General features: G+C 67.2%; 27 protein-coding genes. 17 read left to right on the forward strand and 10 right to left on the reverse strand.

The features are described from left to right. Positions 1-5: 5 nt before the first annotated feature. The gene (locus ACQKLX_RS16985) at positions 6-449 is read right to left on the reverse strand and encodes an Lrp/AsnC family transcriptional regulator (protein ID WP_427362754.1); all 444 of its coding nucleotides are present in this window, start codon (positions 447-449) and stop codon (positions 6-8) included. 139 nt (positions 450-588) lie between these two features. On the opposite strand from ACQKLX_RS16985, the gene ACQKLX_RS16990 reads away from it, so the two are divergent. From ACQKLX_RS16990 to ACQKLX_RS17000, 3 genes are all read left to right on the forward strand, one after another. Next, a complete protein-coding gene (locus tag ACQKLX_RS16990; RefSeq protein WP_427362755.1) occupies positions 589-1641 on the forward strand; it encodes an ornithine cyclodeaminase in 1053 nt (350 codons plus the stop codon). A gap of 18 nt (positions 1642-1659) precedes the next feature. Further along, positions 1660-2607 (forward strand): citrulline utilization hydrolase CtlX, encoded by a 948-nt coding sequence (gene ctlX / locus ACQKLX_RS16995; RefSeq protein WP_427362756.1) that lies wholly within the window; start codon positions 1660-1662, stop codon positions 2605-2607. 188 nt (positions 2608-2795) lie between these two features. Beyond that, complete coding sequence (locus ACQKLX_RS17000) at positions 2796-4043, forward strand: NAD(P)/FAD-dependent oxidoreductase (protein ID WP_427362757.1); 1248 nt, start codon at positions 2796-2798, stop codon at positions 4041-4043. Between the two features lie 2 nt (positions 4044-4045). Here ACQKLX_RS17000 and ACQKLX_RS17005 read toward each other — a convergent pair whose 3' ends face one another. The 4 genes from ACQKLX_RS17005 to ACQKLX_RS17020 form a co-directional block, all read right to left on the reverse strand. Then, positions 4046-4918 carry a bile acid:sodium symporter family protein gene (locus ACQKLX_RS17005; RefSeq protein WP_427362758.1) on the reverse strand — a complete coding sequence of 291 codons (873 nt, stop codon included), beginning with the start codon at positions 4916-4918 and terminating at the stop codon, positions 4046-4048. A gap of 130 nt (positions 4919-5048) precedes the next feature. Further along, entirely contained in the window at positions 5049-5459 is a 411-nt protein-coding gene (locus ACQKLX_RS17010; RefSeq protein ID WP_427362759.1) for a DUF3574 domain-containing protein, read from the reverse strand. A 78-nt stretch (positions 5460-5537) separates the two neighbouring features. Next, positions 5538-6770: an FAD-binding oxidoreductase gene (locus ACQKLX_RS17015; protein ID WP_427362760.1), complete on the reverse strand. Its 1233-nt coding sequence runs from the start codon at positions 6768-6770 to the stop codon at positions 5538-5540. Next, on the reverse strand, positions 6767-7093 hold the full coding sequence (locus ACQKLX_RS17020) for a cupin domain-containing protein (protein WP_427362879.1): 327 nt from the start codon (positions 7091-7093) through the stop codon (positions 6767-6769). The genes ACQKLX_RS17015 and ACQKLX_RS17020 overlap by 4 nt, the downstream gene beginning before the upstream one ends. A 118-nt stretch (positions 7094-7211) precedes the next feature. On the opposite strand from ACQKLX_RS17020, the gene ACQKLX_RS17025 reads away from it, so the two are divergent. Together ACQKLX_RS17025 and ACQKLX_RS17030 are read left to right on the forward strand one after the other, a co-directional pair. Continuing rightward, entirely contained in the window at positions 7212-7898 is a 687-nt protein-coding gene (locus ACQKLX_RS17025; protein WP_427362761.1) for a GntR family transcriptional regulator, read from the forward strand. 130 nt (positions 7899-8028) lie between these two features. Further along, a complete protein-coding gene (locus ACQKLX_RS17030; RefSeq protein ID WP_427362762.1) occupies positions 8029-8544 on the forward strand; it encodes a flavin reductase in 516 nt (171 codons plus the stop codon). A gap of 16 nt (positions 8545-8560) precedes the next feature. Here ACQKLX_RS17030 and pcaC read toward each other — a convergent pair whose 3' ends face one another. The 3 genes from pcaC to pcaB form a co-directional block, all read right to left on the reverse strand. Beyond that, complete coding sequence (pcaC, locus tag ACQKLX_RS17035; RefSeq protein ID WP_427362763.1) at positions 8561-8956, reverse strand: 4-carboxymuconolactone decarboxylase; 396 nt, start codon at positions 8954-8956, stop codon at positions 8561-8563. Between the two features lie 11 nt (positions 8957-8967). Then, positions 8968-9747, reverse strand: coding sequence for a 3-oxoadipate enol-lactonase (gene pcaD / locus ACQKLX_RS17040; protein WP_427362764.1), 780 nt, complete (start codon positions 9745-9747; stop codon positions 8968-8970). Between the two features lie 83 nt (positions 9748-9830). After that, the gene (pcaB, locus tag ACQKLX_RS17045) at positions 9831-11201 is read right to left on the reverse strand and encodes a 3-carboxy-cis,cis-muconate cycloisomerase (RefSeq protein WP_427362765.1); all 1371 of its coding nucleotides are present in this window, start codon (positions 11199-11201) and stop codon (positions 9831-9833) included. A gap of 167 nt (positions 11202-11368) precedes the next feature. Between pcaB and ACQKLX_RS17050 the strand changes: the two genes are divergently transcribed. After that, positions 11369-11821, forward strand: coding sequence for an SRPBCC family protein (locus tag ACQKLX_RS17050; RefSeq protein ID WP_427362766.1), 453 nt, complete (start codon positions 11369-11371; stop codon positions 11819-11821). A gap of 3 nt (positions 11822-11824) precedes the next feature. On the opposite strand, the gene ACQKLX_RS17055 is transcribed toward ACQKLX_RS17050, so the two are convergent. After that, entirely contained in the window at positions 11825-13168 is a 1344-nt protein-coding gene (locus ACQKLX_RS17055) for a methyl-accepting chemotaxis protein (RefSeq protein WP_427362767.1), read from the reverse strand. Between the two features lie 336 nt (positions 13169-13504). Between ACQKLX_RS17055 and ACQKLX_RS17060 the strand changes: the two genes are divergently transcribed. The 3 genes from ACQKLX_RS17060 (at position 13505) to ACQKLX_RS17070 (ending at position 17349) form a co-directional block, all read left to right on the forward strand. Next, positions 13505-14005 carry a (2Fe-2S)-binding protein gene (locus ACQKLX_RS17060; protein ID WP_427362768.1) on the forward strand — a complete coding sequence of 167 codons (501 nt, stop codon included), beginning with the start codon at positions 13505-13507 and terminating at the stop codon, positions 14003-14005. Positions 14006-14161: 156 nt separating this feature from the next. Continuing rightward, entirely contained in the window at positions 14162-16525 is a 2364-nt protein-coding gene (locus ACQKLX_RS17065; protein WP_427362769.1) for a xanthine dehydrogenase family protein molybdopterin-binding subunit, read from the forward strand. 17 nt (positions 16526-16542) lie between these two features. Continuing rightward, positions 16543-17349, forward strand: coding sequence for an FAD binding domain-containing protein (locus ACQKLX_RS17070; protein ID WP_427362770.1), 807 nt, complete (start codon positions 16543-16545; stop codon positions 17347-17349). A gap of 130 nt (positions 17350-17479) precedes the next feature. Here the strand turns inward: ACQKLX_RS17070 and ACQKLX_RS17075 are convergent, their stop codons facing one another. Continuing rightward, the gene (locus ACQKLX_RS17075; protein ID WP_427362771.1) at positions 17480-17833 is read right to left on the reverse strand and encodes a SnoaL-like domain-containing protein; all 354 of its coding nucleotides are present in this window, start codon (positions 17831-17833) and stop codon (positions 17480-17482) included. Between the two features lie 117 nt (positions 17834-17950). Between ACQKLX_RS17075 and ACQKLX_RS17080 the strand changes: the two genes are divergently transcribed. The 8 genes from ACQKLX_RS17080 (at position 17951) to ACQKLX_RS17115 (ending at position 24760) form a co-directional block, all read left to right on the forward strand. Further along, positions 17951-18871: an AAA family ATPase gene (locus ACQKLX_RS17080; protein WP_427362772.1), complete on the forward strand. Its 921-nt coding sequence runs from the start codon at positions 17951-17953 to the stop codon at positions 18869-18871. A gap of 104 nt (positions 18872-18975) precedes the next feature. Then, on the forward strand, positions 18976-19350 hold the full coding sequence (locus tag ACQKLX_RS17085; protein ID WP_427362773.1) for a nuclear transport factor 2 family protein: 375 nt from the start codon (positions 18976-18978) through the stop codon (positions 19348-19350). A 246-nt stretch (positions 19351-19596) separates the two neighbouring features. Then, a complete protein-coding gene (locus tag ACQKLX_RS17090) occupies positions 19597-20796 on the forward strand; it encodes a vWA domain-containing protein (RefSeq protein ID WP_427362880.1) in 1200 nt (399 codons plus the stop codon). A gap of 38 nt (positions 20797-20834) precedes the next feature. Continuing rightward, complete coding sequence (locus ACQKLX_RS17095) at positions 20835-21161, forward strand: XdhC family protein (protein WP_091841110.1); 327 nt, start codon at positions 20835-20837, stop codon at positions 21159-21161. 12 nt (positions 21162-21173) lie between these two features. Next, entirely contained in the window at positions 21174-21803 is a 630-nt protein-coding gene (locus tag ACQKLX_RS17100) for a LysE family translocator (RefSeq protein ID WP_427362774.1), read from the forward strand. 4 nt (positions 21804-21807) lie between these two features. Continuing rightward, a complete protein-coding gene (locus ACQKLX_RS17105; RefSeq protein WP_427362775.1) occupies positions 21808-22437 on the forward strand; it encodes a LysE family translocator in 630 nt (209 codons plus the stop codon). A 3-nt stretch (positions 22438-22440) separates the two neighbouring features. Continuing rightward, positions 22441-23133, forward strand: a complete 693-nt coding sequence (locus tag ACQKLX_RS17110; RefSeq protein ID WP_427362776.1) for an XdhC family protein — start codon at positions 22441-22443, stop codon at positions 23131-23133. A 10-nt stretch (positions 23134-23143) separates the two neighbouring features. Continuing rightward, a complete protein-coding gene (locus tag ACQKLX_RS17115; RefSeq protein ID WP_427362777.1) occupies positions 23144-24760 on the forward strand; it encodes an NTP transferase domain-containing protein in 1617 nt (538 codons plus the stop codon). The last annotated feature ends 3 nt before the right edge of the window (positions 24761-24763 follow it).

The following is a 24763-nucleotide window of genomic DNA, read 5'->3' on the forward strand; positions in this document are numbered from 1 at the left end:
CGTCTCTAGACGCTGCTCAGCAGCAGGCTGGTTTCGCTGTTCGCGACACCGTCGATCATGCGCACCTCGCGGAGGACACGGTCGAATTCGGCGAGGCTGCCGGCGCGGATATTGGCGACCAGGTCCCAATTGCCGTTGGTGGTGTGCAGCGTGTGGACCTCCGGCAGCCCGCGCAGCTTGCGGATGACCTGCGTCGTCGACTTGCCGACGACCTCGATCATCATCACCGCATGCACCGCATTCTCATCGTAATCGTCGCGGACGCGGGCGGTGAAGCCGAGCAGCGTTCCGGTCTCGATCAGCCGCTCCAGCCGGTTCTGGACGGTGCCGCGGGCGACCCCCAGCACCGTCGCGAGCTTGGAGAGCGAAGCGCGGCCATCGCCCCGCAGATGCGTGATCAGCGCCCGGTCGAGCGTGTCGGGAACATATTTGGCGATCTCGGCGACCATCAGGCCTCTGACTGATTTTGCAATCGGTGTAGGCAATCTGTTCAATTCGATGACGGAAATAACACAGTTCTGATATTTCGGCCAACAGCCTGCCCACGTTAGAATCCTCGCTTGAACAGCTTGGGACCTGGCGCCTCCGATGACCGCACTTCCTCCCTCCGCGAAGGCGATGGTGCCTTTCGTCAGCGTCGACAACATGATGCGCCTCGTCCACCGGGTCGGCATCGAGACGATGCTGCGCGAGCTCACCGACCGTATCGAGGAGGATTTCCGGCGCTGGGAGAGCTTCGACAAGACGCCGCGCGTCGCCAGCCATTCGCGCGACGGCGTGATCGAATTGATGCCGACCTCGGACGGCACGATCTACGGCTTCAAATACGTCAACGGCCATCCCAAGAACGTCGCCTCCGGCCTGCAGACGGTCACTGCCTTCGGGCTGCTCGCCGAGGTTGCGAGCGGCTACCCCGTCCTGCTCACCGAGATGACGCTGCTGACCGCGCTGCGCACCGCCGCGACCTCGGCGGTGGCGGCGCGGCATCTGGCGCCGAAGGGCGCGCGCACGATGGCGATGATCGGCAATGGCGCTCAGGCCGAGTTCCAGGCGCTGGCGATGAAGGCCGTCATCGGCATCGAGGCGGTCAGGCTCTACGATATCGACCCCGCCGCCACCGAGAAGACGCTGCGCAATCTGCAGGGGAGTGGTCTCTCGGTCACCGCCTGCAGCACGGCGCAGGCTGCGGTCGAGGGCGCCGAGATCATCACCACCTGCACTGCGGACAAGCAGCTCGCGACGATCCTGACCGACAACATGGTCGGGCGCGGCGTCCATCTCAATGCCATCGGCGGCGACTGCCCGGGCAAGACCGAGCTGCACCGCGACATCCTGCTGCGCGCCGACACCTTCGTCGAATACCCGCCGCAGACCTGGATCGAGGGCGAGATCCAGCAGATGGACAAGGACTATCCGATCACCGAGCTCTGGCGCGTCGTCACCGGCCAGGTCCCGGGCCGACGCGACGCCGGCCAGATCACGCTGTTCGACAGCGTCGGCTTCGCGATCGAGGACTTTTCGGCTCTGCGCTATCTGCGCGAGCGCATTGCCGGCACGGATCTCTACCAGAATCTCGACATGATCGCCGATCCCGACGAGCCGCGCGACCTCTTCGGCATGCTGCAGCGAGCCGCTGACTGACGCTTCAAGGATAGTTCAATGGCACGCCAGCCAGCCTTCTCCGTCCAGGCGCCTGCCGCCGTAGTCATGGTCCGGCCTCATCATTTCACGGTCAACACCGAGACTGCCGCCGACAACCATTTCCAGCGCCGGCAGGAGGAGGGGGACGATCTCGCTGAGCTCGCCTTCCGGGAGATCACCGATGCGGCTGCGCTGCTGGAGCAGCATGGCGTCACCGTACATCTGTTCGAGGACGAAGGCACGCTGACGCCGGATTCCGTCTTCCCGAACAACTGGTTCTCCACCCATGCCGGAGGCCATGTCGCGATCTATCCGATGAAGGCGATCAGCCGCCGGCGCGAGCGCCGCAGCGACGTCATCGAGATGCTGAAGCGCCGCTACCGGGTGCAGGAGGTGATCGATTATTCCGGCCTCGAGCCCGATGGGCTCTTCCTCGAAGGCACCGGCGCCATGGTGCTCGACCATATCGACCGCATCGCCTACGCCGCCAAATCCGAGCGCACCGATCCGATCATCCTCGAGCGCTTCTGCACCCAGTTCAATTTCGAGCCGATGGTGTTCTCGGCGAAGGACGGCAACGGCGCCGACATCTACCACACCAATGTGCTGATGTGCGTCGCGACCGATTTTGCCATGATCGGCCTCGACATGATCACCGATGCGGCGCGGCGCAGCGAGATCGTCGAGCGCTTCGAGCGCGCCGGCCGCCAGGTGATCGCGCTCAGCAATGCGCAGATCGAGCAATTCGCCGGCAATGCGATCGAGCTGCAGGGGCGGAACGGGCGCATCCTCGCCCTTTCGACGACGGCCTTCGCCGCGCTGACGCCCGAACAGCTCGGCATCATCGGCGAGAGCGCACAGCCGCTGCCGCTGGCGATCCCGACGATCGAGCGTGCCGGTGGCTCGACCCGCTGCACCATCGCCGGCGTGCACCTGACGCCGCGCCCCTCACTCCCACCGCAATGATGTGCACATGCCTACGCAGAAAATTGCGCAGGATGAGCCCCTTTGCCCAGCGAAGATATTGCATTGCGGCAAGGCTGGCAGAAGCTGCGAAACTTTGCCGGATATCTCGCAACATTCGACGAAGCGGCTGACAGCGTCGCCGCTGGCGCTATTCTTGCTGGCGGGAAAGGCTGGCGGAGGCAGGTCGGATGCGCACGGACGCGATCGTTGTTGGGGCAGGCATCGTCGGGATTTCGGTGGCGCTGCATCTGCAGAAGGCGGGCCGCTCGGTGCTGCTGGTCGATCGCGGCCAGCCCGGGGGCGAAACCAGCTACGGCAATGCCGGTCTGATCCAGCGCGAGGGCGTCTACCCCTACGGCTTCCCGCACGATTTCGGCGCGCTCATCCGCTATGCGATGAACAACACCATCGACGCGCATTACCATTGGAACGCGATCCCCAAGCTCGCGCCCTTCCTGTGGTCGTACTGGATGCATTCGCGCGCCTCGCAGCACGAGGCGATCGCGCATAAATACGCGACCCTGATCGAGCATTGCGTGACCGAGCACGATGCGTTGGCGCAGGAAGCCGGCGCTACCGATCTGCTGCGCCGCAAGGGCTGGATGAAGGTGTTCCGGACGCCCGTCGAGCAGGAGACCCGCCTGGCCGAGGCCGAGCGCTGGAAGCGTGATTTCGGCCTGAACCATCGCGCGCTCGACGCCGCCGAATTGCGGGCCGAGGAACCGCATCTCGACCAGAGCCTGATCGGCGGCCTGCACTGGACCGATCCGGTGACGGTGATCGACCCGCTCGGCCTGTCCAAGGCCTATCTCGCCTTGTTCGAGAAGCTTGGCGGGCGTTTCGCCCAGGGCGATGCCGGAACGCTCACGCAGGACGGCGACCGTTGGAGCGTGACGCTGGCTGATGGCACGAAGGCGCTCGGTACGGATGCGATCGTCGCACTCGGGCCCTGGGCCGACGTGCTGACGAACCGGCTCGGCTATCGCCTGCCGCTGGCGGTCAAGCGCGGCTACCACATGCACTACAAGCCGCTCGGCAATGCCGTGCTGAACCATCCGGTGCTCGACACCGAGCGCGGCTATTTCCTGGCGCCGATGCGCCAGGGCGTGCGCCTCACCACGGGCGCCGAGTTCGCCAATCGCGGTGCGCCGAAGACACCGGTGCAGCTCGCCCGTGCCGAGCCGATCGCCAAGACCCTGTTTCCGCTGGGCGAGCGGCTCGACGCCGAGCCCTGGCTCGGCAACCGGCCGTGCACGCCCGACATGATGCCGATCATCGGTCCTGCGCCGAAGCACCGGAATCTGTGGTTCTCCTTCGGCCACGCCCATCACGGTTTGACGCTGGCGGCGGTGACCGGCCGCATGGTCGCCGAGATGGTCAGCGGGCAGAAGGTCTTCGTCGATCCGGCGCCGTTCGCGCCGGCGCGGTTCGCCTGAGTTCAGGCGGGACGCAGCGCCGCGTTCCGCCGCACCAGCCAGACGGCGAAGGCCGAGGCGGTGACGTACATGACCAGGCTGTAGATGCCGGGCACCACGGCCGCGGCCGGGTTGCGCAGCACGTTGAGCGCGATGAAGATCGCCAGCGCCGCGTTGTGGATGCCGATCTCCATGGCGATCGCCACTGCCTGGCCCTTAGGCAGGCGCAGCGCCAGCGGCGCGAGATAGCCGGTGAGCATGCTGACCAGGTTGAAGGCGAGGCAGGCGCCGCCAACCGCGATCAGGCTCGGCAGCAGCGCCTTGCGCTCGATGTAGATCGCGCCGGCGATCAGGACGACGAGGACGAGGATCGAGAAGATCTTGATCGGTGTCTCGGCGCGGCTGGCGAAGCTTTCGGCCCGCGCCCGCATCAGCATGCCGAGCGCGACCGGGATCAGGATGATCGCGCCGACCTCGATCACCTTGCGGTGCGGCGGCGGAACGTACTGGTCGGCCCCGAGGAAATAGGCGAGCGAGAGGTCGAGCACGATCGGCAAGGTCAGCAGGCAGAGCAGGCTGTTGACCGCAGTCAGCGTGATGTTGAGCGCGACATCGCCGCGGGCGAGGTGGCTGTAGATATTGGCCGTCGCGCCGCCGGGCGCAGCTGCGAGCAGCATCAGGCCGACGGCGTGATCGGGCGAGAGCTTCAGGCCGATCGCGATCGCGAAGGCGGCGAGCGGCAGCAGCAGGACCTGGAGAAACAGCCCGAAGCCGACGGCGAGCGGATAGCGTACGACGCGGCGGAAGTCCTCGATCGTCAGGCTGAGGCCCAGGCCGAGCATGACGATGCCGATGGCGAGCGGCAGCAGCAGATCGGTCAGGATCGAACCCTGCATTGCACGTTTCCCCTTGTCGGCATTTTCTATGCCGTTGCGTCAGGCTAGTTGAGGGCCCTTGGCTACGCCACTGATCGTATGGACTCTTTTGGCGGTAAGGTTTCCATTTTCCTCGATCGTCAAACAAACGTCAGAACGAGGCGCAGGCTGGCTTCAGGATCAGGCCGACCGATTGTTGATTGAAGCGGCGTTTGTAGGCCTCGGCGATCCCAGCGAGCTTCTCACGATTCGCGGTCTCGTCCGAGGTCACGATCAGGACGAGCTTGCTCGGTTCGCGGATCAGCGTGCCGCGCTTGCTGTCACGATATTGCCCGCGGGCATCGAGGATGGTGAGTCCGTCGGGGAAGCGCGGCGTCACCTCTTCATCGACGAAGCGGCGGAAGGCGCCTTCGCTGACGCCGATGCGGTCGCCGATCTTGCGGCCGAAGAGCAGTTCGGCCGTGAGCATCGCCTGCTGGCCCGGTGCACAGGCTTGCGGCGCAAGGCTGGTACAGCCGGCGAGCGCGCCGGTGAGAAGAAGCGCAAAGCCGAATCGGATCATGGCGTTGCCTTTGTCGGCTGAGGCATTGATTCAGCTGCTTCAGCAGCCGATTCAAAGCCTAGCGCGGGCGCGATTCCTTCAGAAGCGCTGCGGGCTGAAATGGCCGAGGTCGATCGCGGGTTCGCGCCCGGCGATCAGTGCAGCAACCAGGTCGGCCGTCGCGGTCGACTGGGTCATGCCGTAATGGCCGTGGCCGAAGGCATAGACGACATTGGAGTTGCGGCGCGCCTTGCCGATGACGGGCAGGGAATCCGGCAACGAGGGCCGGAATCCCATCCAGAGCTTGCCGCTGTCGAAGGCCGGCAGACCCTCCACCAGCTTCGCCGCCTTGTCGTAGAGCGCTTTGGTGCGGGCGTGGTTCGGCGGCGCCTGCAGCCCGCCGAACTCGACTGCGCCGCCAATGCGCAGGCCGCTTTCGAGTGGGGTCATGACGAAGCCGTCATCCTTGAAGCCGATCGGACGGCTGGTCAGCCCGGTCACGCCGGGGAAGCTGACATTGTAGCCGCGCTCGGTGTCGAGCGGGATGTCGTCGCCCATCGCAGCAGCCAAGGGCTTCGACCAGGCGCCGGCCGCGACGACGACGCGATCGACGACGCGCTGCCAGCCATCGGGACCGACGAGGGCAGGGCGCTCGCCCATGGAGATGTTGGTGACCTCGGCCTTCTCGAAGGTGGCGCCGCGCGCCAATGCGCTCTCGAACAGCGCCATGGTGAGGGCGAGCGGGTCGCTGATATGGGCACAGTCGGGGTGGAAGGCGGCGCCGGCGAAGCGATCCTTGAGCGCCGGCTCCAACTGGCGCAGTTCCTGCGGCTGCAGCATGTCGACGGCGATGCCGGCGGCGCGCTGGCGCTTGGCGAGCTCTTGGAGGCCGGCGGTGTCGCCGGGATTCCGATAAGTGTAGAGCGCGCCGCGGCGGTGGATATGTCCGCCGAGCCTGGCCTTTTCGGCACGCGCCAGCCAGGCCGGTAGCGCCAGTTGCTGGATGGCGATGATGCCGGCGATCGAGCGCTCATAGGCAGCGGGGCGCGCCGCGAGCAGGAAGCGCGCCAGCCAGGGCAGCAATTGCGGGAGATAGCCGAGGCGGATCGCCAGGGGGCCGAGCGGGTCGAGCAGGAAGCCCGGCACCTTGCGCAGCATGTTCGGGCTGGCGATCGGCAGCACGTCGGTATGGGCGATGATGCCGGCATTGCCGCGGGAGGGGCCGAAGGCCGGTCCTTCCTTGTCGAGGATCAGGACCTCGTGGCCCTCATCGAGCAAGGCATGGGCGGTGGCCGTGCCGACGATGCCGGCGCCGATGATCGCGATCTTCATGCGGCGGGCAGGAGCTTGAGCGCGGCCGGCTGCTTCACCTCGATCTCGACGAAGGCGATCGGGTGGGGCGAGCCGTTCATCACGTCGTGCTGGATGCCGGCCTGGCGCACATAGGCCTGGCCCTGCGCCAACGGCACGTCGGTCTCCTTGGAGCCGTCATGGATGCGCAAGGTGCCGGCGACCAGCATGATCACGAAATAGGGCCAGCCATGAGTGTGCCAGCCCGTCACCGCGCCGGGCTCGAAGTCCCAGCGCGTGATCCTGACCGTGTCGTCGTCCTGCTGGAGCGTGGCAACGGCGGGGATCGTGCAGGCGAACGCCATCTCGGCCTCCATGCGTGGGATGCCCGCCTTGGGCGGCTGGATCATCCGCCTTGCGGTTTCATTGAAAGTTCTGATATATCAATGGTATCCGAAGCGTCAAGCACCGTTGGTATCGCCCATGACCGAGGATACCAATGTTTCCGGCGAAGGCGGTGTCGGCGTTCGCGCCTCCGCCAGCCTGTCCGACCTGGCCTATCGCCGCCTCGAGGAGGCGATCGTGACCCTGTCACTGCGGCCGGGCGCGGTGCTGACCGAGGCGCAGATGATCGAGCTCGTCGCGGTCGGTCGCACACCGGTGCGCGAGGCGTTGATCCGGCTGGCGCAGCAGGGGCTGGTCGAGATCCTGCCGCGCAAGGGCGTCGCCGTCACCGCCATCGACGCGATCGACGTGATGGCGGCGCTCGATGCCCGCGAGGTACTGGAGCGCCTGATCGCGGCCGAGGCGGCAAAGCGCGCCGGGCCGGGCGAGCGCAGCGCCATCCTCGCCAAGGCGCGGGCGATGCGCGAGGCGGCGCAGGCGGACGACGTCAACGCCTATATGCGCCTCGACAAGGAGCTCGATACGCTGGTCGCTACGGCGGCGCGCAGCCCCTATGCGAGCCGGGCTGTCGAGCCGCTGCAGGCGCTGATCCGCCGGGCCTGGTACTTTTTCGATCGGCAGGTCGACCTCGTGCCGGCGGCGCATTACCATGTGGTCCTCGCCCAGGCGCTGGTTGCGGGCGAGCCAGGCGTTGCGGCAGAGGCGAGTGATGAGCTCATGAACCATCTGCGCGCCGGGCTCCTGGCGGCGCTGCGGCGGGAGTGAGTTGCCGGCAGAGTTCTGATATATCTGAATCCTGCGGCGGGACGCGGCCCGTAGGCCTACGATTGCTGCGACTGGCCTTTTACCCCTGCGCGCTTAGATAGGAGGCAGTATCCACGCGCTGAGTTGGGCGATGAACAACATGGTCGATGCCGCCCTACGCGCGTCGCGCCCCGAAGCGCAGGCCTTCCGCGAGGCGATGGCGCAGGTCGCGAGCGCGGCTCATATCGTGACGACGCTCGGCCCGGCCGGTCGTGCCGGGCTCACTGCGACCGCGGTCGCTTCGGTGTCCGATGCGCCGCCGACCGTGCTCGTCTGCATCGAGGCTGCGAGCCGGACTCTGGCCGCGATCGAGGAGAGCGGCATCTTCTGCGTGAACACGCTGATGGCGGCCGACCATGAGATCGCGACCGTGTTCTCCGGCCAGAGAGGCTTGGCCGGGGAGGATCGCTTCGGCCTCGGCGAGTGGGGGGAATTGTCGACCGGCGCGCCCGTGCTGGCGAGTGCGCTCGCCAGCTTCGACTGCCGGGTGGCAGCGGTCCACCGGGTCGCGACCCACCGCATCCTGATCGGCCAGGTGGTGGCGCTCGGCGGCGGCGGCTCCGGACCGGGCCTGGTTTACCGCCACCGGCGCTTCGGCGGCTTTTGAGCCGCGGGTCTCGGCGTCAGCCCTTGCCGGCTTCCGCGTCGATCTCGGCGAAGACCGACGATGCTTCCTTGAAGGCGTGATTGGCTGCCGGCACGCCGGCATAGATCGCGGTCTGGATCAGCACCTCCTTGATGTCGTCGCGCGACAGGCCGTTGTTGAGCGCGCCACGAACATGGATGCGGAATTCGCCCCAGGCCCCGAGCGAAGCTGCAATCGAGAGCACGATGATCGAGCGCTCGCGCCGCGGCAGGCCCGGACGGTTCCAGACGTCGTTCCACGCCGTGCGGGTGATGAACTCCTGCCAGTCGCTGGTGAAGTCGGTGACCCCTGCGCTGGCCTTGTCGACATAGGCTTCGCCGAGCACGGCCCGGCGGGTCTTCATGCCCGCATCGTAGCGACTCTTCTCGTCCATTGCGTTGATTCCTAGCTCTTGAGGAAATCGAGCACGGCTTTGGTAAAGGCGGCCGGCTGCTCGAGATTGGAGAGGTGTGCCGCGTCGAGTTCGACGCGCTGCGCGCCCGGCACCGCATCGGCGATGAAATGCCCGGCTTCCGGCGGCGTCGCCGGATCGACCTTGCCGATGACGACGAGGATGGGATTGCGGATCGCCTGGATCGTTCCGCGCTGGTCCATGTCGCGGATCGCGGCGCAGCAATTGGCGTAGCCGAGCGGCGGGGTGGTCGCGAGCATCTCGCTGACCTTGGCGATCGTTTCCGTGGCGCGCTCGCGGAAGGCCGGGCTGAACCAGCGCTCCAGCGTCGGCTGCACCATCACCGCCATGCCGTTCTCGCGGACATTGCGGATGCGTGCCTCCCAGCTTTCGGGCGGACCCATATAGGCGCCGGTGTTGGCGAGCACGACCCTGTCGAAGCGCCCGCCATGGTGGGTGGCGAGCCATTGCCCGACCATGCCGCCTTTCGAGAGACCGCACCAATGCGCCTTCTCGATGCCGAGCGCGTCGAGGATGGCGAGTGCGTCGTCGGCCAGCATGGCGATCGAATAGGGCGTGTCCGGAGCGGCCGAGCGGCCGTGGCCGCGGCTGTCATAGCGCACGATGCGGAAATGCCTGGCCCATTCGGCGACCTGCGGATCCCACATCGACAGGTTGGTGCCGAGCGAGTTCGATAGCAGCAGCGCCGGTGCGCCGGCCTCGCCGTCGATCCGGACATGGAAGGGCTCGCCCCGGATCGTCATCATCGTCATGGTGGTCTCCTTAGGCGGTGGAAACGCCGTGTTCGGCAAATGGATACATCGGCGCAGCGAGCCGGAGCGGTTTGGCGGAGAGTTCAGGCATTACCGCTCATGTATTCCCGCTCCTCCTCGTAGAGCACGAGGATGCGGTCGATGATGGCATCGGTCGCGCCACGGTAGGTCGTGGGATCGAACAGGTCGTCGAGCTCATCATTGGAAAGCTTGCCGGCCAGCTTCGGATGGTCCGCGAGGACGTCCTTGAGATGGCGGCCGCTGGCGAGGCAGTCGCGGCTGGCCTCCTCGAGCAGGTGATGTGCCTCGCCGCGGCCGATCGTCGTCGCAAGCGCAAGCGAGACGCGCTCGGCCATGACCAGCCCGTTGGTGAGGTCGAGATTGTACTGCATCTGCTCAGGGAAGACCTGGAGCCCTTCGACCAGCGCGACCGCATGGTTCAGTGCCCCGCCGGCGATCAGGAAGAGCTCGCGCAGCGTCGGCCATTCGGCATGCCAGCCACCCATGGCGCGCTCGTGCTCCTGCGGCATCGCCGCGAGCATGGTCGCGACCAGCCCCGGAGCGCGCTTGGCCGCCGTGAGGATCAGCGTGCACAGCACCGGGTTGCGCTTGTGCGGCATGGCCGAGGAGCCGCCCTTGCCGGGCGCTTCCGGCTCGGCGAGCTCACCGATCTCGGTCTGCGCCATCAGGGCGATGTCGCCGGCCATCTTGCCGAGATGGCCGAGGAGGAGCCCAAGCTCGGTCGCGATCCGGGCGGGGCGCCGACGCTCGCTGTGCCAGGGCACGCGCACGGCGCCGATCGAGGGCATGATGCGGGCGAAGGCTTCCGAAACCGCGTCGGCCCTGTCGCCGAGCGAGGCGAGGCTGCCTGCGGCGCCGCCGAGCTGATGCGCGGACTCGCCCCAGATCATGAAGTCGTCATGGAAGGAGACGATCGGGTTCAGCCAGTTGGCGGCCTTGAGCCCGAAGGAGATCGGCACCGCGTGCTGCAGGAAAGTGCGGCCGATCATCGGCGTGCGCCGGTGTTCCCGGGCCAGCTCGGCCAGCGCATGGGCGAGGCGGGCCGAGCGAACGAGGATCAGGTCGTAGGCGGCGCGATATTGCTGCGCCTGGCCGGAATCGATCACGTCCTGGCTGGTCGCGCCGTAATGCACCCATTTTGCCGCCTCGGCATCGATGGTGGCGACGCGGGCGGTCAGCGCCTTGACCAGTGGGATCGCCGGATTGCCGGCGAGCGTCGCGGCCTTGCCGATGGCGGCAATGTCGTAGAGCTCGGCCTTGCACTGTAGGGCGATGATGTCCGCTGCCGCGGCGGGGATGACCCCGGTCTCGGCCTCGGCCCGGGCGAGGGCGGCTTCGAAATCGAGCATGCCCTGCAGAGCGGCGCGGTCGTCGAGGACGGCTGCCATCTCCAGATCGGCGAAGAGTTCGCCATAGAGCCCGCTGTCAGCCATGCCCGGACGCGCCTTCCTGCGGAGCGGTCGTTGCAACCCACATCCCAGCTTCGTCCTCTTGTGCGCGCCGGTGCTTTCCGGCCATGGATTATGCGGACTTGGATAGACCCGAGGCGGGCCGGCCTGCAACATGGCAGAGGCCCGGGAGAACGGTGAGGAGCGACGCCATGGCGATGACGATGAACGGCGAGGCGACGCTGCCCGCGGCCAAGCGGGTGGTCTGGGAGAAGCTCAACGACGCCGATGTGCTGAAGGCCTGCATCCCCGGCTGCGAGCAGCTCACCAAGGATGACGACACGCATTTCTCGGCGGTGGTGAAGGTCAAGCTCGGCCCGGTGAAGGCGACATTCAAGGGCAAGGTCGAGTTGCAGGATCTCGATCCGCCGAACGGCTACCGCATCGTCGGTGAAGGCGAGGGCGGCATCGCCGGCTTCGCCAAGGGCGGCGCCAAGGTCATGCTCAGCGACGCGGACGGCGGGCAGACACTGCTGCGCTACGAAGTCGAGGCTCAGGTCGGCGGCAAGCTGATGCAGCTCGGCGCGCGCCTGATCGATTCGGTCTCCAAGAAGCTGGCCGACGAGTTCTTCGCCAATTTCGCCAAGGCGGTGAGCGAGGGCTGAGGCTCACGACGCTCGCCGTAGCGCGGCGAGCGCCTCGCTCACGGTCGTCTCCGCCGCGCCGACCTGAAGGGCGATGTCGGCCGCCGCGGCATTGGCGCGCTCCAGCGCCTTCTCGGTCTTGCCGATGCTGTCGTTGACGCGGGTCGCGCTGTCGATCGCCTCGTCCGAGCCGTGCGCGACCTCGGCGGCGTGCCGGGCGATGCCGCCAGTGACGCTGCTCTGCTGGGCGACCGCGTCCGAGATCGCTTCCGAATCTGCCTTGATCTCGCCAATGGTCGCGCCGATCGAGGCGGCGCGCACGCCGCAAGCCTCCGCACTTGCCGAAAGCTCGGCGATCTGCGCCGCGATCTCCTGCGTCGCCGAGGCGGTCTGCGTCGCCAGCGACTTCACTTCGGCCGCGACCACGGCGAAGCCGCGGCCGGATTCGCCCGCACGCGCGGCCTCGATGGTGGCGTTGAGGGCGAGCAGATTGGTCTGCGCCGCGATGTCCGCGATCATGCCGACCACGGTGCCGATACTGCTGGTGACATGGCGCAATTGGGCGATCGCCTCGTCCATCGCCTGCGCATCGGCGACGGCGCGATTGGCGATGTCGAGGCTCTGGCGGGCGCGCTGGCCGATTTCGGCGATGTTCGCCGACATCTCCTCGGTCGCGGCGGCGGTTTGCATCGCCTTCTCGCGCACCAGCAGGGAGGTCTGGGCGACCGAGCCGACCTGATCCTTGATGAAGCTGCTGGCCGCCGAGGTCTCGCCGGCGGTTTCGACGAACAGATCGACCGCGTTGCTGATCGTCGAGTCGAGCTGGCCGATGCGCGAGGTCAGCGTCGCCGCGACCTCGTCGAGCGCGACGCCGCGGCGGCGGGCTTCCGCCGCCTCGAATTCGCGGTCGAGCGACATGGCGGTGTTGACGTCATAGGTCAGCACCCGCTCGATGATGAAGAGATCATGCGGGATGTCGCGCCGCGAGAAGACCAGTCGCGTGCGGCTCTCTTCCAGGAAGATGCGGAACAGGGTGAAGGCGATCGAGGCGCGGGCGCGGGCGCCGACCTGGCCGTGCCGTTCGAGCACGGTCAGCCGTTCGAGCGAATCGCAATAGCGCTGGTCGAAATCGCCGTCGAAGAGCAAGCGGAAATGATCGGCCTCGGCAGCGAAAAGCTCGGCCGCGACCGGATCGACCGCCAGCTTCAGCATCGGGTGGATGGCAAAGGCGCGGGCGAAATCCTGTTCGACGACCTCGACGATGACGCGCTCGACGATGCCACGGTAGCGACGCAGGCGCCGGCGCTGGCGCTCGTCATAGCCGATCGCCGTGAGGCGACGCTGGACGTGTTCGAGGATCGAGGCCAACCGCGCCATCCGTGAGCGGGACGATCGGAGATCGTCATTCCGACCAGCGATGCTGCCGATATGTGGTTAAGATTCCGCAAAGGGTTCGCTCGCCGGTTGCGAGCGGTGGAATGTCGCCTTCCAGTGTCGGTGTTCAAAACCATGCAAAAACGCCGCCAAACGAGGCCGGTTGCGGAATGGCCTTCCGCTTGACCGCGGAAAATCCCGGGTCCACATTGTTTTTTGAAGTTGTTCCAAGGAAATTCTCCGCTGGCTCGTGACGGGCCGGCGCATGGATCGTGCGGCCTTCGAGATGTCGTTGGCCGTGCAGAAAACAGGCTTTCGGAGGAGTGCCCCATGGCCAATCTGTCCGTGACGGTGAACGGCAAGCCCGTCACCGCGAATGTCGATCCGCGCACCCTCCTGGTGCAGTTCCTGCGTGAAAACCTGCGACTGACCGGAACGCATGTCGGCTGCGACACCAGCCAGTGCGGTGCCTGCGTCGTGCATCTCGACGGCAAGGCGGTGAAATCCTGCACCACGCTGGCGCTGGCCTGCGAGGGCGCTTCGGTGACGACGATCGAGGGGCTCGCAAATGGCGGGGTGCTGCATCCGATGCAGGAGGCGTTCCGCGAGCATCATGGCTTGCAATGCGGCTTCTGCACGCCGGGCATGATCATGGCGGCGGTCGATATCGTGAACCGGCGCGGCAACAGCCTCGACGAGAAGACGATCCGCGAGGATCTCGACGGCAATATCTGCCGCTGCACCGGCTACCACAACATCGTCAAGGCGGTCGCTGCCGGTGCCGAGGCGATGGGCAAGGGCGCTAAGCCGATCCGGCAAGCTGCCGAGTGAGCGATTTTGACCCGCGCCGCCGCGCGGGCAGCAAGCACGATGTGATCCCCGAAACATGCTGATAGCGCCCGCCAAGAGGCGTCACGCCAGAGCAGGATGCGAAAAAGTGGGAACCGGTTTTTCGCGCTGATCCTGCTCCACCGCCAGGAGGAATCCATGTCCGCCACCGGAATCGGCGCTCCCGTCCGCCGCAAGGAAGACCATCGCTTCATCACCGGCCAGGGCCGCTATACCGACGACATCAACCGGCCGGGGCAGGCCCACGCCTATTTCCTGCGTTCGCCGCACGCCCATGCCACGCTGAAGAAGATCGATACTAAAGCCGCTGCGGCGATGCCGGGCGTGCTTGGCATCTTCACCGGCGATGATCTCGCCGCCGACAAGGTCGGGGGCCTGATCTGCGGCTGGATGATCCATTCCAAGGACGGCTCGCCGATGAAGGCCGGGCCTCATCCGGCGCTCGCGCAGGGCAAGGTCCGCTATGTCGGCGACCATGTCGCGGTGGTGGTGGCCGAGACGCTGGCGCAGGCGCGCGACGCGGCCGAGGCGATCGTGGTCGACTATGGCGTGCTGCCGGCGGTGGTCGACACTGCGAGCGCAGCCAAGTCGAAGACACAGGTGCATGCCGAGGCGCCGGACAACACGGTGTTCAACTGGCATCTCGGCGATAGGGCTGCGACCGATGCCGCCTTCAAGGCGGCCAAGCACGTCACCAGGCTCGACATCGTCAACAACCGGCTGGTGCCGAATCCGATGGAGCCGCGCGCCGCGGTCGGTGATTACGACCAGGGCGAGGGCACCTTCACGCTCTACACCACCAGTCAGAACCCGCATGTGGCGCGGCTCGTGCTCTCGGCCTTCATCGGCATCGCGCCGGAGAACAAGCTGCGGGTGATCGCGCCGGATGTCGGCGGTGGCTTCGGCTCGAAGATCTTCATCTATGCCGAGGAAACGGTCTGCGTCTGGGTGGCGAAGAAGGTCGGCCGGCCGGTGAAGTGGACCTCGGACCGGACCGAGGCCTTCCTCTCCGACGCGCATGGCCGCGACCATGTCACCCATGCCGAGCTTGCGATGGACGCAGACGGCAAGATGCTGGCGATGCGGGTGCACACCACCGCCAATCTCGGCGCCTATCTCTCGACCTTCTCCTCCTCGGTGCCGACCTATCTCTATGCGCCGCTGCTGTCGGGCCAGTACGACATCCCGGCGATCTATTGCGAGGTCGACGCGGTCTACACCAACACCGCCCCGGTCGACGCCTACAGGGGCGCGGGCCGCCCGGAGGCGACCTTCGTGGTCGAGCGGCTGGTCGAGGTCGCGGCGCGCGAGCTCGGCAAGGACCCGGCCAAGTTCCGCACGCAGAACTTCATCAGGAAGTTCCCGCACCAGACGCCGGTGATCATGATGTACGACACCGGCAACTACGGGGCATCGCTGAAGAAGGCGATGGAGATCATCGACTACAAGGGCTTTCCGAAGCGCCGCCGTGACTCGGCCCGTGCCGGCAAGCTGCGCGGCATCGGCTTCTCTGCTTACATCGAGGCCTGCGGCATCGCGCCGTCAGCGGCGGTCGGTTCGCTCGGCGCCGGCGTGGGCTTATGGGAATCGGCCGAGGTCCGGGTCAATCCGATTGGCACGATCGAGGTGCTGACCGGTTCGCACAGCCACGGCCAGGGCCATGAGACCACCTTCGCCCAGCTCGTCTCCGACCGGCTCGGCGTGCCGCTGGAGAACGTCTCGATCGTCCATGGCGACACCGACAAGGTGCAGATGGGCATGGGCACCTATGGCTCGCGCTCGGGCGCGGTCGGCATGTCGGCGATCTTCAAGGCGATCGACAAGGTGATCGCCAAGGGCAAGAAGGTCGCGGCCTATGTGCTGGAGGCGGACGAGGCCGATATCGACTTCAAGGACGGCAACTTCACCGTCAAAGGCACCGACCGGAAGCTCGATTTCGGCTCCTGCGCGCTGCAGGCCTATGTCGCCCACAAGTTCAATGGCCAGGATCTCGAGCCGGGCTTGAAGGAAGGGGCGTTCTACGACCCGACCAATTTCACCTTCCCGGCCGGCGTTCATATCTGCGAGCTCGAGATCGATCCCGACACCGGCGTGACCAGGATCGAGCGCTGGGCCGCGGTCGACGATTTCGGCAATGTCATCAATCCGATGATCGTCGAGGGGCAGGTCCATGGCGGCATCGCCCAGGGCGTCGGCCAGGCCTTGCTCGAAGGCGCCCGCTACAATGCCGACGGTCAGCTCGTGACCGCGAGCTTCATGGACTACTGCATGCCGCGCGCCGACGACCTGCCGTCCTTCGAGGTCGGCATGACGGTGACGCCGTGCCCGTCGAACCCGCTGGGCATCAAGGGCTGCGGCGAGGCCGGCGCCATCGCCTCGCCGCCCGCCGTCATCAACGCCATCACCGACGCGCTCGGCCATGAGGACATCGCCATGCCGGCGACGCCGCAGGCCGTCTGGCGCGCCGCGCAGAAAACGCTCAGCCGCATGGCTGCCGAGTGATCTGAAAGGACGAGACGATGTACGCCTTCACCTATCACCGCCCGGCGACCGCGCGTCAGGCCGCCAGCCTCCTTGCCAAGAAGGAGGATGCCAAGCTCCTCGCCGGCGGCCATACCCTGCTGCCGACGATGAAGCAGCGCCTGGCCTCGCCCAGCGCGCTGGTCGATCTCTCGTCCTGCACCGATCTCAAGGGCATCGCCCGCAAGGGCCGCAATCTCGTGATCGGCGCGATGACGACCCATGCCGAGGTCGCCGCCTCGCCCGAGGTGCAGGAGGCGATCCCGGCGCTGGCCTATCTCGCCAGCCATATCGGCGATCCGCATGTGCGCCATCGCGGCACGATCGGCGGCTCGGTCGCCAACAACGACCCGGCGGCCGATTACCCGGCGGCGCTGCTGGCGCTCGGCGCGACGGTGGTGACCAACAAGCGCAAGCTCACGGCGGACGAGTTCTTCACCGGTCTCTACGAGACGGCGCTCGACGAGGGCGAGATCATCGTCAAGGTCTCGTTCCCGGTCGCCTCCAAGGCGGGCTATGCCAAGTTCCGCAATCCGGCCTCGCGCTACGCGCTGGTCGGCGTCTTCGTCGCCAAGCGCGGCGGCGAGATCGCGGTCGCGGTGACCGGGGCGGGCGAGGGCGGCGTCTTCCGCTGGCCGGAAGCGGAAGCGGCGCTGAAGGCGCGCTTCGCGCCGAAATCGCTGGATGGCCTCAAGCACACCGCCAAGGGCATCAATGGCGACATCCATGCCGACGCCGAGTACCGCGCCCATCTGATCGGCGTGATGGCGAAGCAGGCCGTGGCGCAGGCGACGGGGAAGGCTTGAGGCCGCCATCGCGCGTCATGCTCGGGCTTGCCCAGAGCATCTCAGGCCGAAGGAGGCGCTGGTCGGCGCCTTCTCGTCATGAGATTCCCGGGTCTGCGCTCCGCTTCGCCCGGGAACGACGCAAGGAGCATCAATAAAAGAACCGCTCCTCGGCGATCTTGCCGTCCTTCACGGTGTAGAGCCCGATCTCGTGCATCTTGCGGCGCTCGCCGCTCTCCTTGACCGTGACGTCGAAGTAGAAGTGCACGGCGAACTGGTCGCCGTTGAGATAGGGGCCCGCGGTGGTGAACTCGTGCACCTCGTGATTGGCGGTCCACCATTCGCCCTTGCCCTTCACCGCCTGCTTGCCATGGCTCTGCGCCATCGGCCCCGGCATGTTCTCGTAGCTGGCGATGTCGTCGGCATTGTAGGTCGCGGCGGCTTCCTCGTGCTTGCCCTCCTTCAGCAATGCGACGAAACCATTGGCGAGTTCCTGCGCGGTCATTGGCGTCTTCTCCGTGAGGCCGGGATGGTAGACTCCGATCCGGTCCCGATCGTGGCAGCAGAGCGCCCTGCGCCGGCGCGACTTCCACCGTTGCCGGTCGCAGAGTAGAGCTTGTCCATGCTGACCTCATCGCGCCTTCCGACCTCGATCGACGCCACGCTCTCTCTGCTGCAGGCGCAGGGCTATGTCGCCGACCGGGCGCTGGCGACCGTGCTCTTCCTGGCGCTGCGGATGAAGCGGCCGCTCCTGCTCGAGGGCGAGGCCGGCACCGGCAAGACCGAGATCGCCAAGGTGCTCTCCGCCGCGCTCGGGCGCCGCCTGATCCGCCTGCAATGCTATGAGGGGCTCGACCTCGCCTCGGCCGTCTACGAATGGAACTATGCCGGCCAGATGATGGCGATCCGCCTTGCCGAGGCCGGCGGGGCCGCCGGCGATCGGGAGCGGCTGGAGAGCGACCTGTTCTCCGAGCGCTATCTGGTCAAGCGCCCGCTGCTGCAGGCGCTCGAGCCGCAGGAGGGCGGTGCGCCGATCCTGCTGATCGACGAACTCGACCGCACCGACGAGGCCTTCGAGGCCTTCCTGCTCGAAGTGCTGGCCGATGCGCAGGTGACGATCCCCGAGCTCGGCACGGTCAAGGCGGCCGAGCCGCCGATCGTGATCCTGACCTCGAACCGCACCCGCGAGATCCATGACGCGTTGAAGCGCCGCTGCCTCTACCATTGGGTCGGCTATCCTGACGCGGCGCGCGAGCTCGCCATCCTGAAGGCGAAGACGCCGGCTGCGCCGGCCAAACTCGCCAAGCAGGTGGTTTCCTTCGTGCAGGCGATCCGCAAGGAGGAGTTGTTCAAGGCGCCGGGCGTCGCCGAGACGCTCGACTGGGCGAGCGCGCTGGTCGAGCTCGACGCCGTGGCGCTCGATCCGGCCATCGTCTCCGACACGCTGGGCGCATTGCTGAAATACCAGGACGACATCCAGGCGATGCAGGGCTCGAAGGTCGGCGAATTGCTCGACCAGGCCAAGCTGGCGGCGCGGGGATAGCGCATCGTCATGGTCGGCCTTGTGCCGACCATCCACGTCTTTCCCTTCATCCGCGCCGTAAGGCGTGGATGCTCGGGACAAGCCCGAGCAAGACGGAGTGAGCAATGAACGACGACATCAAGGCGATCGAGGCAGCGACCTGGACCTATCTCGACGGGCTCTATGAGGGCGATGTCGAGAAGCTGACTTCAGTCTTCCATCCGACCAGCGCGCTGACGCAGTCGCTCGACGGCGAGCTCAAGGTTGTGCCGCGCGAACAGTGGTTCGAGGCAGTTCGCAACCGCAAATCGCCGAAGGAGACCGGGCTGGAGCGCGGCGACCATATCCTCGCGATCGATCTGGTCGGACCGTCCATGGCGCTGGTCAAGGTCAAGTGCCAGATGCCGCCGCGCTATTTCACCGACCTTTTGTCCTTCCTGAAGGTCGACGGCAAATGGGTCGTGGCGCAGAAGGTGTTCATGACCGAGACGGCCGCGTGAAGACGACGTCCGGAGTGAGAGGCGCGGGGAACCCCTCTCCCGGATGGGAGAGGGGCAGGGGTGAGGGACCGCCGCTGATTACTGGAGCGAGGCGGTTGCCGCTGTACCTTCTGTGGCAATGGCAGGCCCTCATCCGGCGCTCCGCGCCACCTTCTCCCATCCGGGAGAAGGAAGGGGGCGTCGCGCGCTTCATCGGCGGCGCAAGACGTGGATGCTCGCCACAAGGGCGAGCATGACGGTGGCGAGATGACCGGCAAGCTCCCCGAGAACGTCGCCTATTTCGCCCGCGCTTTGCGGGGCGCCGGGCTGCGCGTCGGGCCGGGCGCCGTGGTCGAGGCGGTCGAGGCGCTGGCCGATGGCGCGCTTGGCGGGCGCGACGACGTCTACTGGGCGCTGCATGCGATCTTCGTGAAGAAGCACGAGGATTCGGCGGTCTACGATCAGGCCTTCCGGCTGTTCTGGCGTCGGCGCGGGCTGATCGAGAAATTGATGGCGCAGATGTCGCCGGTGACGCCGCGGGTCGACAGCGAGCCGCAGAAGCCGGAGGCGGGGGCGTTGCGCGTCGCCGAGGCCTTCACTCCGCCGCCGCGCGAGGAGGAGCCGCCGGTCGAGCTGACCGAGCTCACCGCGCGGCTCACCGTCTCCGAGCGCGAGACGCTGAAATCACGCGATTTCGCCCAGATGAGCGCGGCCGAGATCGCCAAGACACGTCAGCTGATCGCAGAGCTGCGGTTGCCGAATGATGCCGTGCCGACGCGGCGCTTCCGGGCGGCGCATGTCGGGGCGCGAATCGATCCGCGCCGCACCTTCCGTCGCTCGCTCAGGGGCGGCGGCGCTTCGATCGATCTCGCCTTCCGCGAGCGGGCAGAAGTGCATCCGCCTGTTGTCGCGCTCGTCGATATCTCCGGCTCGATGGCGGAGTATTCGCGGATCTTCCTGCACTTTCTGCACGCCATCACCGAGCAGCGCCGGCGCGTGCATTCCTTCGTCTTCGGCACGCGCCTGACCAATGTCACCCGCATGCTTCGCGCCCGCGACCCGGACGAGGCGCTGGCACTTGCCGGCAAGGCGGCGCCGGACTGGGAGGGCGGCACGCGCATCGCCTCGGCGCTGCACGCCTTCAACCGGGTCTGGTCGCGCCGGGTGCTGGCGGGCGGGGCGGTGGTGCTGCTCTTCACCGACGGGCTGGAGCGGCATCTCGGCCCCGATCTCTCCTTCGAGATGGACCGCCTGCACCGCTCCTGCCGCCAACTGACCTGGCTCAACCCGCTGCTGCGCTATGATGCCTTCGAGGCGCGGGCCAGCGGCATCCGGGCGATGCTGCCCCATGTCGACCAGTTCCGGCCGATCCACAACCTCGCGGCGATGGCCGATCTCTGCGCCGCACTGTCATCCGACGCACGGCAGGTCACCGATCCGCGCCAGTGGTTGAAGAAGGCGGGTTGAGTCATGATCTCAGCCCTATCCGTAGCGGGACCGCTTCCATGATCAGCACCGACACCGATATCCTCGCCACCGCCGAGGCCTGGGCTAAGGCCGGGCGCGGCGTCGCGCTCGCAACCGTGGTCGAGACTTGGGGCTCGGCCCCGCGCCCGGTCGGCTCGCATCTCGTGATCGACGGCGAAGGCAATTTCCTCGGTTCGGTTTCCGGCGGCTGCGTCGAGGGCGCGGTCGTCGCCGAAGCTGGCGACGTCATCGCCGAGGGCAAGCCGCGCACGCTCGAATTCGGCGTTGCCGACGAGACGGCCTGGCAGGTCGGCCTCTCCTGCGGCGGCCGCATCAAGGTCTATGTCGAGCCGGTCCGGGCTTAAGGAAACGAACCGATGGCCTCCTGGGAAACGCTTCTCGCCTTCGCGACGGTGACGCTGGTCATCGCCTACTTCCCCGGTCCGGCGCTGCTCTATACGGCGGCGCAGACCATCGCCCATGGCCGCAAGGCCGGGCTGATGGCGATGCTCGGCATCCATCTCGGCTGCTATGTCCATGTCGTCGCTGCGGCCTTCGGCCTGTCGGCGGTGTTCAAGCACGTGCCCGAACTCTATGTCGCGGTGAAGATCGTCGGCGCGCTTTATCTGGTCTGGCTCGGCATCGGCATGATCCGCTCCAAGCTCGGCGGCGAGATGCAGGCCGTGGCGCCGGCCAAGACGGTCCGGCGCGCGCTGGTCGATTCCTTCATCGTCGAGGTGCTGAACCCGAAGGTCGCCCTGTTCTTCATCGCGCTCCTGCCGCAGTTCGTCGATCCCGCTGCGGCGCTGCCGGTCTGGGCGCAGTTCCTGATCCTCGGCACCATCGTCAATTTCGCCTTCTCCTCGGCCGATCTGATCACTGTCCTCGCCGCCAGCCTGGTGATGAAGACGATGAAGGCGAGCCGCGCCGGCTTCGCCTTCGGGCGCTGGCTCGGCGGCTCGCTGATGATCGGGCTCGGCCTCAAGCTCGCCACCGACAAGGGCTGACCCGATGGCCTCGATCGAAGTCCTCTTCGCGCTCGTCCTGGCGACGCTCGTCTTCGCCTATATCCCAGGGCCGGCAGTGCTCTACATCGCCGCCCAGACCATGTCGCGCGGCCGCAAGGCCGGCTTCATGGCGGTGCTCGGGGTTCACCTCGCCGACTATGTCCATGTCCTCGCCGCCGCCTTCGGCCTGTCGGCGATCTTCCGGCATGTGCCCGAGCTCTATCTGGCGATGAAGCTGCTCGGAGCGGCCTATCTGATCTGGCTCGGCATCAGCTTCTTCCGCCGTGTCGCGCCGATGCAGGCAACTGCTGAAGTATCGCCGCGCACGCCGATGCGAGCCCTTGCCGACAGCCTCGCGGTTGAGCTGCTCAACCCGAAGACGACGATCTTCTTCGTGTCGTTCCTGCCGCAATTCGTCGATCCGTCGGCGAGCCTGCCGCTCTGGGCGCAGTTCCTGATCCTCGGCGTGGTGGTCAACCTGCTCTTCACCTCTTCCTCGATCCTGACGGTGCTGACCGCCTCCTATATGCAGGCGAAGGTCGCCGCTAACGGCGCGGCGCAACGCGTGATCCGGGCGATCGGCGGCACCATCCTGATCGGGCTCGGCGCCCGCATCGCGCTCGACCGGAACTGAACCATGGAGCTTGCGCTTCTCTCCACGCTCAATGCCGAGCGCGCCGCCCGGCGCGCGACGGTGCTGGTGACCGATCTCGGCTCGGGCGAACAGCGTCTGGTCAAGGAGGTCGATCTTGCCGGCGATGTTCTGGCCGAGGCACTCGACAAGCAATTGCGCAGCGGCAAGAGCGGCACTGTCGAGGTCGACGGCAAGGCCTGGTTCCTGACCGTGCAGGCGCCGCCGCCGCGCATCGTCGTCACCGGCGCCGTCCATATCTCGCAGGCTCTGGCGCCGATGGCCAAGCTCCTCGATCTCGACGTCACCGTCATCGACCCACGCACCGCCTTCGCGACGCAGGAGCGCTTCCCGGAGGTGACTCTGCTCGCCGAGTGGCCCGAAGAGGCACTGCAGAAGGTGCCGTTCGACGGCTACACCGCCTTCGTCGCGCTGACGCATGATCCGAAGATCGACGATCCCGCATTGCAGGCGGCGCTGCGCTCGGACTGCTTCTATATCGGCGCGCTCGGCAGCCGGAAGACGCATGGCAAGCGATTGGAGCGGCTCGCCGCCGTTGGCTTCGGCGAGGCCGATGTGAAGCGCATCCACGCGCCGATCGGGCTCGACATCGGCGCAGTGTCCCCGGCGGAGATCGCGCTCGCCATCCTCGCCGAGATCGTGCAGGGCCTGCGCGGCCCGCGCCGCAAGCCTGCCTGAGAGACGCCTGATGAAATTCGGTCCCGTTCCCATAGCTGAAGCCGTCGGCGCCGTTGCGGCCCACACCGTGCGTGCCGGCGAGGGGATCGTGCGCAAGGGCGCGACGATCGGCGAGGACGATGCGCGCAAGCTCGCCGCGGCGGGCCTGCGTGAGGTCGTCGCCGTGCAGCTCGAAGCCGGCGACATCGACGAGAACGCTGCCGCCGAGCAATTGGCGCGGGCGCTGGCGGGCCGGGCGGTGGTGACCGAGGCGCCGTTCACCGGCCGGGTCAACCTGTTCGCCGCCGCGGCTGGCGTGCTGCAGATCGATGCAGGCGTGGTCGATGCGCTGAACGCCATCGACGAGGCGATCACGGTCGCGACGCTGCCGGCGCTGAAGCCGGTGGTCGCCGGCGAGATGGTCGGCACCGTCAAGATCATCCCCTATGCGGTGCCGGAAAAGCGCATCGCAGAGGCATTGGAGCGGCTCGGCGCTGACAAGCCGATCTCGGTCGCCGAATACAGGCTGAAATCGGTCGCGGTCGTTTCGACCCTGCTGCCGGGCCTGAAGACCAGCGTCGTCGACAAGACGCTGCGGACCATGGCCGAGCGGCTCGAACCGGCCCGCGCCGCGATCGAGCGCGATGCGCGTGTGCCTCATGAAAGTCCGCCGCTGGCAGAGGCGATCCGTGCCGCGGTCGCCGGGCCGGCCGAGCTCGTCGTTGTGTTCGGAGCCTCCGCCATCACCGATCGACGCGACGTCGTGCCGAAGGCGCTGGTCGAAGCCGGCGGCACGGTCGAGCATCTCGGCATGCCGGTCGATCCCGGCAACCTCCTGATGCTCGGCACGCTCGACGGCAAGCCGGTGATCGGCGCGCCGGGCTGTGCCCGCTCGCCCAAGGAGAACGGCTTCGACTGGGTGCTGCAACGCAGCCTCGCCGGCGTGCCGGTGACGCGCGCCGAGATCCAGAAGATGGGCGTCGGCGGACTGCTGATGGAGATCGTCTCGCGGCCGCAGCCGCGCGCGCCGGGCCATGGCGAGGCCGCGCCCGTCGCCGGGATCGTGCTGGCGGCCGGCCGCTCGACCCGAATGGGCACCGGCAACAAGCTGTTGCAGGAAGTCCGCGGCAAGGCGCTGGTGCGCCACGCCGTCGAGGCGCAGATCGCCTCGCGCGCCGCCCCGGTCATCGTCGTCACCGGGCACCAGCAGGACGAGGTTCGCGCTGCGCTCGCGGGGCTCGACGTCACCATCGTGCACAACCCCGTCTTTGGGGATGGGCTCGCCGGCTCGCTCAAGGCCGGGCTCGCTGCGCTGCCGGCGGAGGTGACCGGCGTCGTCGTCTCGCTCGGCGACATGCCGAACGTCACCGCCGCCGTGATCGACCGGCTGGCCCAGGCCTTCGCCGACCGGCCGGATGCGCTCGCTGTGGCGCCGACCCTGCTCGGCCGGCGCGGCAATCCGGTGCTGCTGGCGCGCAAGCTCTTTCCGGAGGTCGCCAAGCTCGACGGCGATCAGGGCGCGCGCCGCCTGCTCGATGCGGCCGGTGACGCGGTCGAGGAGATCGCGCTCGACGACCCGGCCATCGCGCTCGACATCGACACGCCGGAAGCGTTGCGGGCGCTGACGGGGCAGGGGGCGCGCGGCTGAGCT

Origin of the sequence: Allobosea sp. NPDC003192 (assembly GCF_050275675.1) — a bacterium.
Taxonomy (GTDB): domain Bacteria; phylum Pseudomonadota; class Alphaproteobacteria; order Rhizobiales; family Beijerinckiaceae; genus Allobosea.

Excerpts from the sequence above, each read along its gene's own strand:
- pcaB (WP_427362765.1), bottom strand. The coding sequence starts at position 11,201 with ATGGCTGACAGCGGGCTCTATGGCGAACTCTTCGCCGATCTGGAGATG.
- ACQKLX_RS17030 (WP_427362762.1), top strand. The coding sequence starts at position 8,029 with ATGAACAACATGGTCGATGCCGCCCTACGCGCGTCGCGCCCCGAAGCG.
- ACQKLX_RS17020 (WP_427362879.1), bottom strand. The coding sequence starts at position 7,093 with ATGGCGTTCGCCTGCACGATCCCCGCCGTTGCCACGCTCCAGCAGGAC.
- ACQKLX_RS17080 (WP_427362772.1), top strand. The coding sequence starts at position 17,951 with ATGCTGACCTCATCGCGCCTTCCGACCTCGATCGACGCCACGCTCTCT.
- ACQKLX_RS17090 (WP_427362880.1), top strand. The coding sequence starts at position 19,597 with ATGACCGGCAAGCTCCCCGAGAACGTCGCCTATTTCGCCCGCGCTTTG.
- ACQKLX_RS17025 (WP_427362761.1), top strand. The coding sequence starts at position 7,212 with ATGACCGAGGATACCAATGTTTCCGGCGAAGGCGGTGTCGGCGTTCGC.
- ACQKLX_RS17015 (WP_427362760.1), bottom strand. The coding sequence starts at position 6,770 with ATGAAGATCGCGATCATCGGCGCCGGCATCGTCGGCACGGCCACCGCC.
- pcaD (WP_427362764.1), bottom strand. The coding sequence starts at position 9,747 with ATGACGATGATGACGATCCGGGGCGAGCCCTTCCATGTCCGGATCGAC.
- pcaC (WP_427362763.1), bottom strand. The coding sequence starts at position 8,956 with ATGGACGAGAAGAGTCGCTACGATGCGGGCATGAAGACCCGCCGGGCC.
- ACQKLX_RS17060 (WP_427362768.1), top strand. The coding sequence starts at position 13,505 with ATGGCCAATCTGTCCGTGACGGTGAACGGCAAGCCCGTCACCGCGAAT.
- ACQKLX_RS16990 (WP_427362755.1), top strand. The coding sequence starts at position 589 with ATGACCGCACTTCCTCCCTCCGCGAAGGCGATGGTGCCTTTCGTCAGC.
- ACQKLX_RS17050 (WP_427362766.1), top strand. The coding sequence starts at position 11,369 with ATGGCGATGACGATGAACGGCGAGGCGACGCTGCCCGCGGCCAAGCGG.
- ACQKLX_RS17085 (WP_427362773.1), top strand. The coding sequence starts at position 18,976 with ATGAACGACGACATCAAGGCGATCGAGGCAGCGACCTGGACCTATCTC.
- ACQKLX_RS17075 (WP_427362771.1), bottom strand. The coding sequence starts at position 17,833 with ATGACCGCGCAGGAACTCGCCAATGGTTTCGTCGCATTGCTGAAGGAG.
- ACQKLX_RS17070 (WP_427362770.1), top strand. The coding sequence starts at position 16,543 with ATGTACGCCTTCACCTATCACCGCCCGGCGACCGCGCGTCAGGCCGCC.
- ACQKLX_RS17110 (WP_427362776.1), top strand. The coding sequence starts at position 22,441 with ATGGAGCTTGCGCTTCTCTCCACGCTCAATGCCGAGCGCGCCGCCCGG.
- ACQKLX_RS17105 (WP_427362775.1), top strand. The coding sequence starts at position 21,808 with ATGGCCTCGATCGAAGTCCTCTTCGCGCTCGTCCTGGCGACGCTCGTC.
- ACQKLX_RS16985 (WP_427362754.1), bottom strand. The coding sequence starts at position 449 with ATGGTCGCCGAGATCGCCAAATATGTTCCCGACACGCTCGACCGGGCG.
- ACQKLX_RS17095 (WP_091841110.1), top strand. The coding sequence starts at position 20,835 with ATGATCAGCACCGACACCGATATCCTCGCCACCGCCGAGGCCTGGGCT.
- ACQKLX_RS17010 (WP_427362759.1), bottom strand. The coding sequence starts at position 5,459 with ATGATCCGATTCGGCTTTGCGCTTCTTCTCACCGGCGCGCTCGCCGGC.
- ACQKLX_RS17000 (WP_427362757.1), top strand. The coding sequence starts at position 2,796 with ATGCGCACGGACGCGATCGTTGTTGGGGCAGGCATCGTCGGGATTTCG.
- ACQKLX_RS17115 (WP_427362777.1), top strand. The coding sequence starts at position 23,144 with ATGAAATTCGGTCCCGTTCCCATAGCTGAAGCCGTCGGCGCCGTTGCG.
- ACQKLX_RS17100 (WP_427362774.1), top strand. The coding sequence starts at position 21,174 with ATGGCCTCCTGGGAAACGCTTCTCGCCTTCGCGACGGTGACGCTGGTC.
- ctlX (WP_427362756.1), top strand. The coding sequence starts at position 1,660 with ATGGCACGCCAGCCAGCCTTCTCCGTCCAGGCGCCTGCCGCCGTAGTC.
- ACQKLX_RS17065 (WP_427362769.1), top strand. The coding sequence starts at position 14,162 with ATGTCCGCCACCGGAATCGGCGCTCCCGTCCGCCGCAAGGAAGACCAT.
- ACQKLX_RS17005 (WP_427362758.1), bottom strand. The coding sequence starts at position 4,918 with ATGCAGGGTTCGATCCTGACCGATCTGCTGCTGCCGCTCGCCATCGGC.